Here is an 11,936-nt window from a genome sequence, read left to right as displayed (position 1 = left end):
TTAATAAATATAAAATGGCATTAATATGAAAATTGGAATCCCAAAAGAGATAGAAGATGGCGAACTAAGAGTTGCCATGACCCCTTCTATTGCTTCCAAAGTGAAGCAGTTAGGGTTTGATATCGTAATGGAAAGCGGAGCTGGTACTGCAGCTTCCTACTCAGACGAAGCTTACAAAGCTGTTGGTGTTGAAATAACACACGACACTAAGAAGCTATGGCACGAAGCCAATTTACTAATAAAAGTTCGCCCTCCTGTTGAGCACCCAGAACTTGGATTTTATGGTGTCGAGTTGTTAGGGCAGAATCAAACACTGATCAGTCTGATTCATCCTGCGCAAAATATGAATAAGCTTCAGCAGCTTTCTGAGCGAGGAACGAATGTTGTAGCGCTTGATGCCGTGCCACGTATTTCGAGAGCGCAGAAAATGGATGTCCTAAGCTCGATGGCTAACATTGCAGGTTATCGTGCAGTTGTGGAAGCGGCCCAACATTTTGGTCGATTTTTTACTGGGCAAATTACGGCTGCGGGTAAAGTTCCACCTGCAAAAGTGCTAGTAATCGGTGCTGGTGTTGCGGGTTTGGCCGCAATTGGTGCAGCCAAAAGTATGGGCGCTATTGTGCGTGCCTTTGATACTCGTCCAGAGGTAAAAGAGCAAGTCGAAAGTATGAACGCCGAATTTCTACTTTTAGATTTTAAGGACGAAGATGGCAGTGGCGAAGGTGGTTACGCTAAAACGATGAGTGCGGAATTTATCGCTGCTGAAATGGCGCTATTTGCAGAACAAGCAAAAGACGTAGACATCATTATTACGACAGCATTAATTCCAGGCAAAACCGCCCCAGAGCTTATAACCGAAGACATGGTTCGCTCAATGAAGCCCGGCAGCGTTATTGTTGACTTGGCGGCAGAGACAGGTGGTAACTGTCGTTTAACACAAGCCAATGAAGTGATTGATGTACATGGTGTGTCTATTATCGGCTATACCAATCTGCCAAGCCGTATGGCGGCTCAGTCCAGTCAGTTATTTGCCACTAACATTTATCACCTTCTTACTGAGTTATGCCCGAATAAAGACGGTCAGATCGATCTTAATATGGAAGACGAAGTGATTCGTGGAGCAACGGTTGTGAAAGACGGCAGTATTACTTGGCCACCACCGGCACCTAGACTGTCAGCAGCACCGAAATCGGATGTTAGCGAACAACTGAAACCAGAAAAAGCGGATGTAAAAGCCAAAGAGAAAAAGCCGAGTGCTTTTGGTTTTCTCTTACCGGTGCTTATTACGGGTGCATTGCTGCTTGGTTTGGGCTCTATCGCACCAGCAGAATTTATGGCTCACATGACGGTGTTTGTATTGTCATGTTTTGTTGGCTACATGGTGGTTTGGGGCGTCAGTCATTCTTTACACACACCTCTTATGAGTGTCACAAATGCGATCAGTAGCATTATTGTCATTGGTGCTATTACCCAAGTATCGAGTGACAGTCCAATCGTATCGATTTTAGCCGCCATGGCGATTTTTATCACCAGTATCAATATTGTGGGCGGTTTTGCCGTGACGCATCGTATGCTGAAAATGTTCCGCAAATAGGAGATAAACAATGAACTTCGGAATGATGACCGCCTCATATATAGGGGCAAGCGCGTTGTTTATCATGGCCTTAGCTGGACTAAGCCACCAAGAAAGCGCAAGACGCGGCAATATTTATGGCATGCTCGGGATGGCGCTTGCTGTTGTGATCACGATCGCTGGAGCGGTAACCGATAATTATGAATTGCTACTACTCGGCATAGTGCCCGGCAGTTTAATTGGGTGGTTGCTTGCCAAGCGGGTTGAAATGACACAAATGCCAGAGCTGGTGGCTATTCTTCACAGCTTAGTTGGTTTGGCTGCTGTTTTTGTTGGCTTTGCAAATGCATTAGGCCATGGGCAGTATGATTCTTTGGTTGCTCAACGCATACATGATGTAGAGACAGCGATAGGCGTATTTATTGGTGCGGTAACATTTACAGGGTCTTTAGTTGCTTATCTAAAATTGAGTGGCAAGGTTTCTGGCAAGCCGCTTAGATTACCTGCTCGTCATTTACTCAATCTTCTGATTTGTATTGCTGTTGTGTATTTGGTTGTGCAGTTTGCTCAAGTTGGTGCAGCAGAAGGCATGAACTACCTCATGATAATTACCTTATTGGCTTTTGTTTTTGGTGCGCATTTGGTCATTGCTATTGGTGGTGCTGATATGCCTGTCGTGGTTTCTATGCTAAACAGCTATTCCGGTTGGGCAGCTGCGGCTATGGGCTTTATGCTGGGTAACGACTTACTAATAGTGATCGGAGCGCTAGTCGGCAGTAGTGGTGCGATCCTAAGCTACATCATGTGTCGTGCTATGAATCGTAAGTTCCTGAATGTCATTCTTGGTGGTATTGGTGGAAAGAAGGCCAATAAATCAAGTGTAGCCACAGACGCTGAGCCACAGGGTACGATTATTGAGATCCACGCTGAAGAAGCAGCGCAAGCGTTGGCAGATGCTAAAGAGGTAATGATTCTACCTGGTTATGGTATGGCTGTAGCTCAAGCGCAGCATATAGTTTATGAAATTACCAAGAAGCTTCGTGATAAAGGTGTGAATGTTCGTTTTGGTATTCACCCAGTAGCTGGTCGTATGCCTGGGCACATGAACGTTTTGTTGGCAGAAGCTAAGGTTCCATACGATATTGTCTACGAGATGGACGAAATCAATGATGATTTTAAAAACATTGATGTGTCTATCGTAATCGGGGCAAATGATATTGTTAATCCCGCGGCCAATGAGGAGCCTGACAGCCCAATTGCAGGTATGCCAGTGCTAGAGCCTTGGCATGGTAAGCAGACCATTGTACTTAAACGAGGGATGAGCCGAGGTTATGCTGGTGTTGAGAATCCCCTATTCTTTAAAGACAATACACGCATGTTATTTGGTGACGCAAAAGAGAGTGTAGAGGCGTTACTAAAGCACTTGTCATAAGGTATTACTAGCATGAAGTAGAAAATGCCAGCATCGCGCTGGCGTTTTTTATGCCTAAGACCATTGCTTGTTCAATAGGATCACAATGTATTGATAATGCATAAGATCGTGTAAATACACGGCATTTTGAAATTAAGGCTGGGATTTAAATTAAAGCAGGCCTATATTGTTAAGATAATTCAAAAGCTAGGTATTACAATGAAAACTCAATTACTTATGATCATTGCAGTGATTGTATCGTCTCTTCTGACGATCTCTCAGCGCGCCAATGCTCAAGAAGTAAACCAGTTTCGTTGGCTAGAACCGACTATCGAACAGGTTAGTCATGAGGTTGTAACACCTGACAAAGATACGGGATCAGATAAAGATTGCTTATTTTTAAGCGACTCTTATGTTAACGCCCTAGGCATTCCATCCAATTTATACATTTACGATACCTTTGTTTCCACTACCAAGGTTACTCGTAATGTTAATCCACGAGCTCCGCCATTTTCATTGATATAACTCACCCTATTTCTATTTAATTGTCTTTTATTGGGGATTTATCATGAAAACACTAACTTATGTGTCTACAAAAAGCGTCAATGAGCTTATTTGGCCTAAAACTATTGAAAACATAAACATCTATTCACCTGCAGTTACCGTGTTCACGGACTTTCAAAAAGCGGGGCCTAGAGTCATTGAAGCCAATACTCGTGCTGATGAGTTGGTTCAATTGATGAGAAAAGAACACGTGCGCATGAAAATAGTGGTTGATGCTGATAATCATTTTGTCGGTATTGTTAGCTTAGAAGATTTGTCTGAAGATATTTTTATCAAACAAGTTGCCAATGGTTTTAAGCGTTCTGAGCTAATGGTTGCAGATTTAATGAGATCAAAAGATGTGCTCCTTGCTTTGTCTTATACTTCATTGCAGCACTCTGATATAGAGTCTCTTTTGTTTAGTCAGCGCAATAATAAGCTACAGCATTTACTGGTAATTGATGAAGAAACCAAAGCCATTCGTGGCGTTATATCATCAAATGATGTGGCTCGTCAGTTAAGACTGGATATTGATGTTGGCTTTTCTAGTTTTGCACAGATTTATGAAAGTGCGATTCTTGGTCATAAAGAGCACACAAGAAAGCTAAAAGTGGCATAACTTTATCGACCTCACCGACTGAACAAATAAAGCCCAGATCATAATGACCTGGGCTTTATTATTTGAGTTAGCTTTCCTTTTTTTCAATCCAGTAATAGTAAATATCGCCTTCTTGCTCCTGCTTCATTAGCTTGTGACCAAGAAATTGGCAAAATTTCGGGATGTCTCTTGTTGTTGATGGGTCTGTCGCAATGACCTTGAGAACATGTTTGGCCGTCAATTTACGCATCTCAGCGTGTAGCATCATAACGGGTTCTGGGCAAAGTAAATCAGTTGCATCAAGCAAGGCTTGGTGTTCCATAATATTCCCCTCTAATTACGTATTAAGTTTGAGCCAGGTTTTTACATGCATGGCTAATTCTAAAATGGTGTCGTCTATATTTTTGTTGAGCTTCTTGAGGGTTTTGAAGTCATGATCAGCTCCTTCTATCCATAGAATCTCTATATTATCTGGTAATGTCTGCTGACTCACCCAATCAAAAGAGCCCAGTTGATCTCTTGTGCCTTGAATGATGAGGCAGGGTTTTTTTAACTCTTCAAGAAAAGACAGCCTATGCTTTTCAGGCTTGCCAGGGGGATAGAAAGGGAAGCCAAAACAAATAACTGCCTTTACGTTTGGCAGGTGAGTTATTTGCGTTGCTACCCGTCCGCCCATCGATTTGCCAGCAACCACACATGCGTCTTCGTTTTTAACCAGCTGCTCAAACTCTGGGACAAGCGATTGAAAGCGCGGAGGCGGTCTTTTTTTACCTGTACGCTCTTGTTCTGCCATATAAGAAAAAGTGACCGGATATACGACTTGTTTCGTTTGGTCTGAAAGCGCGCAGCGCAGACACGTTAAGAAACTATTTTCATGGCCAGCTCCAGCCCCGTGAGCGATGTATATTGGAAGTGATTTCATGATCATTGCGCTTAAAATGACTATTAGATCAGATTCATCTATGTGTTAGAACCAAATTCATTATTTTCTATACATTGAAGCAATCATTTGAGCACTGAGAATGGTATCTATTGATCTGTGTCAGAATAAGCTCTTGTTTGAAAGAGTAGAATTCCTATTAGAAATTTTAATAGGAACGAATGATGATCTGGGACTCCGCACTTATTAGCAAGTATGATTTATCAGGGCCTCGCTATACCTCTTATCCTACTGCCCCGCAATTTAACGCTTCAATCAGCAAAATTGCACTGATTGATAAGATGTTGACGCCATCGGATGCCGATCTTAGCTTGTATTTTCACATCCCATTTTGCGCACACCTCTGTTATTACTGCGCGTGCAACAAGATTGTGACAAAGCAATATGATAAAGGCGTGGAATATGTTGAACTACTAGGTGAGGAAATGCGGTTACGTAGCCTTATGCTTGATCATTCACGAAAGGTTACACAGCTTCATTTTGGTGGTGGCACTCCAACGTTTTTAACGGAAGACCTAATTAAAGTGTTGTTTGATAATATCAATCAGTATTTTAATTTGGTTAATGACGGATCACAGGACTACAGTATTGAGATAGATCCTAGAGAAATTAGCTACTCGAAAATCAAATTGCTGACTGAAATGGGCATCAATCGGATTAGTGTTGGTGTTCAAGATTTTGATCATAAAGTTCAGCAAGCGATACATAGAATACAACCCTATAGTATGGTTGAAAGCCTTGTAAATGACGCAAGGGCATTAGGCATTAAGTCGATTAATTTTGATTTAATTTATGGTCTGCCCTATCAGTCAATTGACGGTTTTAAAAACACTCTTGAGCAAGTAATTGCGCTGGCTCCAGAGCGAATTTCTTTATTCAACTACGCGCATTTGCCTGATCGCTTCCCTGCTCAGAGACGCATAACCGATGACGTTTTGCCTTTATCAAGCATGAAGCTTGATTTGTTGAAAATGAGTATAGAGTATTTGTTAGAGGCTGGTTACGAGTACATTGGTATGGATCACTTTGCGAAACCGAGTGATGAATTAGCCATTGCCCAAAAGCAAGAAACGTTGCGCCGTAACTTTCAAGGCTATACAACGCATGCAGGCACGGATTTAATTGCATTCGGTGTTTCTGCCATTAGCGATTTAAATGGCGTGTACATTCAAAATTATACTGACTTGACCGATTATCGGAGTAGTATTGAAAAGGGTCAATTAGCTATTGCTAAAGGGTATATTAGCGATCGCGATGATAGAATACGTCATTATGTCATCATGACCCTCATATCACAGTTTCAACTCAATATGACGTTAGTTGAGCAAAGGTTTAAAATCGACTTTAAAGAGTACTTTGCTGAAGAAATGGATAGCTTAACTCCTATGTTACAAGATGGCATGTTGGAGTTTGATCCTAGTGGAATGCAGACCACTATTAAGATCACAGATCGTGGAAGATTGCTTATTCGGTGTATTTGTATGGTTTTCGATAAGCATTTAAACAACACGGTAAAATACTCAAAAGTTATATGAATTAATATCAGGGAGATTGAAATGTCATTAACACACACACATTCAAGGTTTAATAGTACGCTTACTTCGCAGTGTCAAAATTGCAGTCTGAGCGCACTTTGTCTTCCCATCGCACTTGCAGATGAAGATATTAATCGACTAGATCAGATAATTGAGCGCAAAAAACCACTCAAAAAGGGAGATTTTTTGTTTCGCCAAGGTGAGTCTTTTGATTCCGTTTATGCAGTACGTTCAGGCACATTAAAAACATTCAATATTACTTCTGTTGGCGAGGAGCAAATTACAGGCTTCTATTGCCCTAGCGAGCTAGTGGGATTAAGTGGTATTGATTCTGGCACCTACCCCGTTTCTGCAAAGGCGCTTGAAACGACGACTGTTTGTGAAATTCCGTTTAGCCACCTTGAAGAGTTGTCTTCACAAATCCCCTCTTTAAAGCACCAAATTTTTAAAGTGATGAGCCGTAAGATTTCTGATGATCAGCAGATGATGGTGCTTCTGGGGAAAAAGAATGCGGATGAAAAAGTAGCCTCTTTTTTACTTAACCTCTCTAATCGTTTTAAAAAACGTGGTTATTCTGCTAGCTCTTTCCGTTTGTCTATGTCGCGTGGCGAAATCGGAAATTATTTAGGGTTAGCAGTGGAAACCGTTAGTCGTGTGATCACCCGTTTTCAAAAAAATGAGCTCATTCATGTCGACGGCAAAGAAATTGAAATTGTTGATTTCCCAGAAATGCAAAAACTCGTTGGGGTTGCCAGTGATTGTGGTAAAATCAGTCAAATTTGATTGATATATTGAGGCAATACCATAATGCTCTACGATGATTTTTACGTTAAGTCACTAATACAAACAGTAGAAGACTGGCCAAAGCAAGGCATCAGTTTTCGGGATATTACTCCCATTTTTAGTGACCCAAAAGGGATGCGAATGGTTGTAGATGCTTATGTGCATCGCTATATTTCTACTGATATTACTCATATCGCTTGTATTGATGCTCGTGGTTTTCTTATCGCAGCGGTTCTTGCCTATGAGCTACAAAAACCATTAATTCTGGTTCGTAAGAAAGGCAAACTGCCTGGTAAGACCATTTCACAAAAATATGCCCTAGAATACGGTGAAGCGGAGTTAGAAATACAAGAAGGCGCGGTTAAAGCCGGTGATGAAGTCTTGTTGTTTGATGACTTAATCGCGACAGGTGGGACGCTATTAGCTGCAATAGAATTATTATCTGCACAAGGTGCGAATATTAAAGAAGTGGCGGCAATAATTGATTTGCCAGATCTTGGTGGAAGTCAAAAGCTACGTGACAGCAACATACCTGTGTTTAGTCTTTGTGCTTATGACGGTGATTGATATCTGCCGTTTAGACTGCTGTTATTAATACTAAAAAAGGTGGCATATGCCACCTTTTTTACTTTCTATAAGAGCTTTAACTCTATTAGAAATCAACCATTGCACCTATAGCAAAACCTTTGTTCGCCTCTATACGGCTATCGTTATCATATACTGCTACTGTATTTCCATAACTAATGTATGCACGAGCATTGCGCATAGTCATGTACTCTGCACGAAGTTCATAAGTGTACATATGATCTAAGTTAGTGAAGGATAAAACTTCTGGCGCATAGTAAAGCGAGCCATAAATACTGATTCGGTTTGCTTCCGGAAGTGTGTAGCGGTACCAACCACCTAAAGCAAGCGCCATAGATACATCACTATCATCTTTTAGATCTGCATCGATTCCGTATACACGAGCGCCAATACCGACCTGTAATGGGCCGCTGGTGTCAGCGTCTTGAACATTAACGCCAAGGTGCGTAGTCGTAAAATTCTCATCTTTATCATAAGCAATACCAGCGTCTACGCCGAATGTGCCCATATCAAAGTTAACATCCCCTTTTACCGTCTCGTTAGTTAAACTGACGCCAGCGGTAGAGGCAGCATTTACTGCTGAAGTGCCTAAAATGGCTGCGGTTACTAATAGTGTTTTGTACGTAGCATTCATTTTTAAGGTCCTATAACGAAATAATATTTACTCGGTTTAAAGCGTCTGGTGCTTGCTTTAACCCTTTGAAGTCGAATAATTCTGTATCTGCTAGATGTGATGGAACAATATTTTGCATAGCAGAAAACATAGTTTCAGTTCTACCTGGGAATTCTTGTTCCCATTTTTGAAGCATGTCTTTCACAACTTGTCTTTGCAGGTTCTCTTGTGAACCGCATAAATTGCAAGGAATAATCGGGTACTCTTTCATGACCGCAAAAGCTTCAATGTCTTTTTCTTTGCAATAAGCTAAGGGACGAATAACAACGTGCTTACCATCATCACTTAACAATTTAGGTGGCATTGATTTTAGCTTGCCGCCAAAGAACATATTCAAGAACAAAGTTTCAAGAATATCATCTCTATGGTGGCCTAGTGCTATTTTAGTGGCGCCAATTTCTTCAGCAAACCCATACAAAGAACCACGGCGTAAGCGTGAACATAGACCGCAGGTAGTTTTCCCTTCAGGCACAATCTCTTTTACTATGCTGTAGGTGTCACGCTCTAAAATGTGGTAATCAACACCTAACTCTTCTAAGTAAGCAGGTAAAATATGCTCTGGGAAGCCAGGTTGCTTTTGGTCTAGATTAACAGCCACAATACTAAAGTTTATCGGGGCATTAGCTTGCAGATTGCGAAGAATCTCCAGCATTGTGTAAGAATCTTTACCGCCAGATAAACATACCATTACCTTATCGCCATCTTCAATCATATTGAAGTCAGCAATGGCTTGGCCCGTTTGTCTACGCAGACGTTTTTGGAGCTTATTCAGCTCTAATTTTTCTTTAGGTCGATTAGATAAATCCATCATAAACACGCTATAAATAAAACGACGCCATAATACTATAAGCACAAAGGCATCGCATCAAAAATGAAGATCTCAGAGGAAAAGTGCACGATAAATCACTTTTTAAAGGAAATTTATGACGCACTAAGTGATTTTACCTACAAATTGTAAATTTGACTTACAACCCTTACAAATGTATTCAACCCCCTTTTGTGCCCTAGTGTGACGTTGTTTGCTGAATTGATGTTTCTGGCACGCGCAGTGATATGTGTAGGGTTGTTTTTGTGGTGGTGTTTCAAAGGTATGTGTCCTACTTGGATTGTTGCCATATACCTTTCTCATAACGGCTTGCCATTCTTTGCCATGAGGTCTAACAGAATGACCATAAATCTGAAAAACAATAAGGTGAGCCACTTCATGAGGAACCACAGTATTAATGAATTCGGTTGGATCTTGTTGGTACATGAAAAGGTTAAAGCGCAATTCGTTTTTTTGCAGGTGAGCTGTGCCCGCCGCTCGACCTCGTTGCTTTAGATTGCAGGTTGAGCGTTTAAATTTATTGCCAAAAAATTGATCGGCTTTATCAAAGCATTCATTTGCTTTCTGGGTGATATGACTTAAGGCGTCTGCTTTGTGTTCTTGAGTTGTCAGCTCGAGTTGCAACGTCATTAAGGACTTACCTCCAATGAATCCATCTCATGTACTATTTTTAATAGTGTATCTGCAAAATCTACGACATGATCTTTTGGTAAGCCTGTTAGTCTGCTAAGAGATGCAATAGATTTTGGCTTATGGCGACAAATTAATCTTAGCTGATTTTCACTAAGAGTATTTTTACCATGGCTATATTTCCAAGCTAATACCTTATGCCAACTCACACTGCCTATCTCAAGATCGTCTTCATGAAGTGTTGGGTAGTATTGCTCATTTGGAATAATAATTTGTGTATTGCCTTTTAACACGGACCGGGATTTTTCATTTATGTGAACTGTGAAAGCAGATATTGTGCCAAGTGTTATGTAATCGAAAGCAATAAGGTGTCTAATGATCGCTTTCCATTGAACTTCAGTAAGCTCTTTGCCTTTTGCAAATAACGGAGATGTTTCTGCATTAGCTGCCAGTACAGATTTGGTTTTTTTGCCAAGTAATATCTGGATGAGCAAAGAAAACGGTTGGACACCTTTCGTATGATAAATTAAAGAAAGCAGTTTTTGGCTTGCTATCGTCACATTTTGTTCTGATCTATTGGATAGACATCGGTCGCAGTTGTCGCATGCTGGTAAGCGTTCATCAAAATGTGCCAATAAGTTTTGTCTTCTACAGCCCCTACTTTCCAAAACCCGAAAGAATTTACCCATATTTTCAAGTTCTTTATCTGCTGAAAAGGGTTGCATGGCAGCCAATTGTTGAGCTTGGGTTATATCCTGTAGGCCATACAAAAGTAATGCTTTGGCTGGTTTGCCATCTCTTCCCGCGCGGCCTATTTCCTGAAAATATGACTCAGTATTATTGGGTAAGTCGATGTGAACAACAAATCGAACATGTGCAATATCAATCCCCATACCATAGGCCGTCGTCGCAACCATGATGGTGCCTGGTTGGTGGGTAAAGGTATGGTGATTAGCTCGTTTATCTTCTTCCGTCATTGCGGCGTGATAACATAAGCTTGGTAGCCCTAATTGACTGAGCCAATCCGCAATCTCTTCGGTCTTCTTTCTTGACCGACAATAGATGATGCCAGTCTGACCGGGTACTTCATGATGTAAAAAGTACAAAACCTGTTGTTTAGCTTTGCGTTTTTGAGCGATGTGGATCTTTATATTGGATCGATCAAAACTGCTACGAAGAACCTGACAATCCTTCAACTTAAGTGATGTCTGAATGGTGTTTATTGTGTCTTTGTCGACGGTTCCGGTTAAAGCGATGATAGGAACGTCTGGAAAGGAGTCCTTAAGTTGTCCTAATTGGCTGTACTCAGGTCTAAAAAAGCTCCCCCATTGAGAAATGCAATGGGCTTCATCAATGGCAAATAAAGAAATGTCGAAGCTGTGTAAAAAACCGATAACCGAAGGCTGTACCAACTTTTCAGGCGATATGTAAAGTAAGTCGATATGTTCATGCCGTAGTGCCCAGATTAAATCGTCCTGTTCTCCTGGGTTTAGTGTTGAATTTAGAAATTTAGCGCGAATGCCCTTTTTAGTTAACTCATCTACTTGTTGAGACATTAAAGACAACAACGGACTAACAATGACGGCAACGCCTTGTCTGATTAATCCAGCTGATTGGTAAACTAAGGATTTGCCGCCACCTGTGGGTGCGGCTAGTAAAACATCCTGACCTGCGCATAAGGCATCGATCGCCTTTTCTTGCAATGGGCGATATTCGGAATAACCTAATCGAGAAAGTGTGAGTGACTTTAAATTCATTTAGGAATTATCCCTTAAGACGCTACTTTCTGCATCGATTTTTCGCTCTCTTTTCGCTAGAATCATACACTTAATTTGTATT

The 11,936-nt window shown here is 41.1% G+C and carries 13 protein-coding genes; 7 read left to right on the top strand and 6 right to left on the bottom strand.

Going from position 1 to position 11,936, the window contains the following annotated elements:
* Window positions 1-25: 25 nt before the first annotated feature.
* The 4 genes from DFP75_RS04515 to DFP75_RS04500 all read left to right on the top strand — a co-directional run bounded on the left by DFP75_RS04515 (window position 26) and on the right by DFP75_RS04500 (window position 4,146).
* Window positions 26-1,594, top strand: a complete 1,569-nt coding sequence (locus tag DFP75_RS04515) for a Re/Si-specific NAD(P)(+) transhydrogenase subunit alpha (RefSeq protein ID WP_110572629.1) — start codon at window positions 26-28, stop codon at window positions 1,592-1,594.
* Window positions 1,595-1,604: 10 nt separating this feature from the next.
* Window positions 1,605-3,005, top strand: coding sequence for an NAD(P)(+) transhydrogenase (Re/Si-specific) subunit beta (locus DFP75_RS04510; RefSeq protein WP_110572626.1), 1,401 nt, complete (start codon window positions 1,605-1,607; stop codon window positions 3,003-3,005).
* 198 nt (window positions 3,006-3,203) lie between these two features.
* The gene (locus tag DFP75_RS04505) at window positions 3,204-3,509 is read left to right on the top strand and encodes a hypothetical protein (RefSeq protein ID WP_110572624.1); all 306 of its coding nucleotides are present in this window, start codon (window positions 3,204-3,206) and stop codon (window positions 3,507-3,509) included.
* Between the two features lie 43 nt (window positions 3,510-3,552).
* Window positions 3,553-4,146 (top strand): CBS domain-containing protein, encoded by a 594-nt coding sequence (locus DFP75_RS04500; RefSeq protein ID WP_110572622.1) that lies wholly within the window; start codon window positions 3,553-3,555, stop codon window positions 4,144-4,146.
* A 67-nt stretch (window positions 4,147-4,213) separates the two neighbouring features.
* Here DFP75_RS04500 and tusA read toward each other — a convergent pair whose 3' ends face one another.
* The gene (gene tusA / locus DFP75_RS04495) at window positions 4,214-4,447 is read right to left on the bottom strand and encodes a sulfurtransferase TusA (RefSeq protein ID WP_110572620.1); all 234 of its coding nucleotides are present in this window, start codon (window positions 4,445-4,447) and stop codon (window positions 4,214-4,216) included.
* A 15-nt stretch (window positions 4,448-4,462) separates the two neighbouring features.
* Complete coding sequence (locus DFP75_RS04490; RefSeq protein ID WP_245926964.1) at window positions 4,463-5,047, bottom strand: alpha/beta family hydrolase; 585 nt, start codon at window positions 5,045-5,047, stop codon at window positions 4,463-4,465.
* Between the two features lie 179 nt (window positions 5,048-5,226).
* Between DFP75_RS04490 and hemN the strand changes: the two genes are divergently transcribed.
* From hemN to DFP75_RS04475, 3 genes are read left to right on the top strand one after another with little or no spacing between them, the layout of a single operon-like run.
* Window positions 5,227-6,600 (top strand): oxygen-independent coproporphyrinogen III oxidase, encoded by a 1,374-nt coding sequence (hemN, locus tag DFP75_RS04485; RefSeq protein WP_342767494.1) that lies wholly within the window; start codon window positions 5,227-5,229, stop codon window positions 6,598-6,600.
* Window positions 6,601-6,621: 21 nt separating this feature from the next.
* The gene (gene fnr / locus DFP75_RS04480; protein ID WP_110572613.1) at window positions 6,622-7,383 is read left to right on the top strand and encodes a fumarate/nitrate reduction transcriptional regulator Fnr; all 762 of its coding nucleotides are present in this window, start codon (window positions 6,622-6,624) and stop codon (window positions 7,381-7,383) included.
* Between the two features lie 24 nt (window positions 7,384-7,407).
* A complete protein-coding gene (locus tag DFP75_RS04475; protein WP_110572611.1) occupies window positions 7,408-7,950 on the top strand; it encodes an adenine phosphoribosyltransferase in 543 nt (180 codons plus the stop codon).
* An 85-nt stretch (window positions 7,951-8,035) separates the two neighbouring features.
* Here the strand turns inward: DFP75_RS04475 and DFP75_RS04470 are convergent, their stop codons facing one another.
* The 4 genes from DFP75_RS04470 to DFP75_RS04455 form a co-directional block, all read right to left on the bottom strand.
* Complete coding sequence (locus DFP75_RS04470) at window positions 8,036-8,602, bottom strand: YfaZ family outer membrane protein (RefSeq protein WP_110572609.1); 567 nt, start codon at window positions 8,600-8,602, stop codon at window positions 8,036-8,038.
* Between the two features lie 10 nt (window positions 8,603-8,612).
* Window positions 8,613-9,452: a tRNA 2-thiocytidine(32) synthetase TtcA gene (gene ttcA, locus DFP75_RS04465; RefSeq protein ID WP_110572607.1), complete on the bottom strand. Its 840-nt coding sequence runs from the start codon at window positions 9,450-9,452 to the stop codon at window positions 8,613-8,615.
* 120 nt (window positions 9,453-9,572) lie between these two features.
* Window positions 9,573-10,097, bottom strand: a complete 525-nt coding sequence (locus DFP75_RS04460; RefSeq protein ID WP_110572605.1) for a SprT family zinc-dependent metalloprotease — start codon at window positions 10,095-10,097, stop codon at window positions 9,573-9,575.
* On the bottom strand, window positions 10,097-11,854 hold the full coding sequence (locus DFP75_RS04455; RefSeq protein ID WP_110572603.1) for a RecQ family ATP-dependent DNA helicase: 1,758 nt from the start codon (window positions 11,852-11,854) through the stop codon (window positions 10,097-10,099). The genes DFP75_RS04460 and DFP75_RS04455 overlap by 1 nt, the downstream gene beginning before the upstream one ends.
* Window positions 11,855-11,936 lie beyond the last annotated feature (82 nt).

The organism is Marinomonas alcarazii (assembly GCF_003208215.1).
Taxonomy (GTDB): domain Bacteria; phylum Pseudomonadota; class Gammaproteobacteria; order Pseudomonadales; family Marinomonadaceae; genus Marinomonas; species Marinomonas alcarazii.
Note: the sequence above shows the minus strand (reverse complement) of the source record. Positions and strands in the feature narration are given on the sequence as shown.

Coding starts and splice junctions, on each gene's coding strand:
- DFP75_RS04455 (WP_110572603.1), bottom strand. CDS start 11,854: ATGAATTTAAAGTCACTCACACTTTCTCGATTAGGTTATTCCGAATAT.
- ttcA (WP_110572607.1), bottom strand. CDS start 9,452: ATGATGGATTTATCTAATCGACCTAAAGAAAAATTAGAGCTGAATAAG.
- DFP75_RS04500 (WP_110572622.1), top strand. CDS start 3,553: ATGAAAACACTAACTTATGTGTCTACAAAAAGCGTCAATGAGCTTATT.
- fnr (WP_110572613.1), top strand. CDS start 6,622: ATGTCATTAACACACACACATTCAAGGTTTAATAGTACGCTTACTTCG.
- DFP75_RS04510 (WP_110572626.1), top strand. CDS start 1,605: ATGAACTTCGGAATGATGACCGCCTCATATATAGGGGCAAGCGCGTTG.
- DFP75_RS04490 (WP_245926964.1), bottom strand. CDS start 5,047: ATGAAATCACTTCCAATATACATCGCTCACGGGGCTGGAGCTGGCCAT.
- tusA (WP_110572620.1), bottom strand. CDS start 4,447: ATGGAACACCAAGCCTTGCTTGATGCAACTGATTTACTTTGCCCAGAA.
- DFP75_RS04475 (WP_110572611.1), top strand. CDS start 7,408: ATGCTCTACGATGATTTTTACGTTAAGTCACTAATACAAACAGTAGAA.
- DFP75_RS04515 (WP_110572629.1), top strand. CDS start 26: ATGAAAATTGGAATCCCAAAAGAGATAGAAGATGGCGAACTAAGAGTT.
- DFP75_RS04505 (WP_110572624.1), top strand. CDS start 3,204: ATGAAAACTCAATTACTTATGATCATTGCAGTGATTGTATCGTCTCTT.
- DFP75_RS04460 (WP_110572605.1), bottom strand. CDS start 10,097: ATGACGTTGCAACTCGAGCTGACAACTCAAGAACACAAAGCAGACGCC.
- hemN (WP_342767494.1), top strand. CDS start 5,227: ATGATGATCTGGGACTCCGCACTTATTAGCAAGTATGATTTATCAGGG.
- DFP75_RS04470 (WP_110572609.1), bottom strand. CDS start 8,602: ATGAATGCTACGTACAAAACACTATTAGTAACCGCAGCCATTTTAGGC.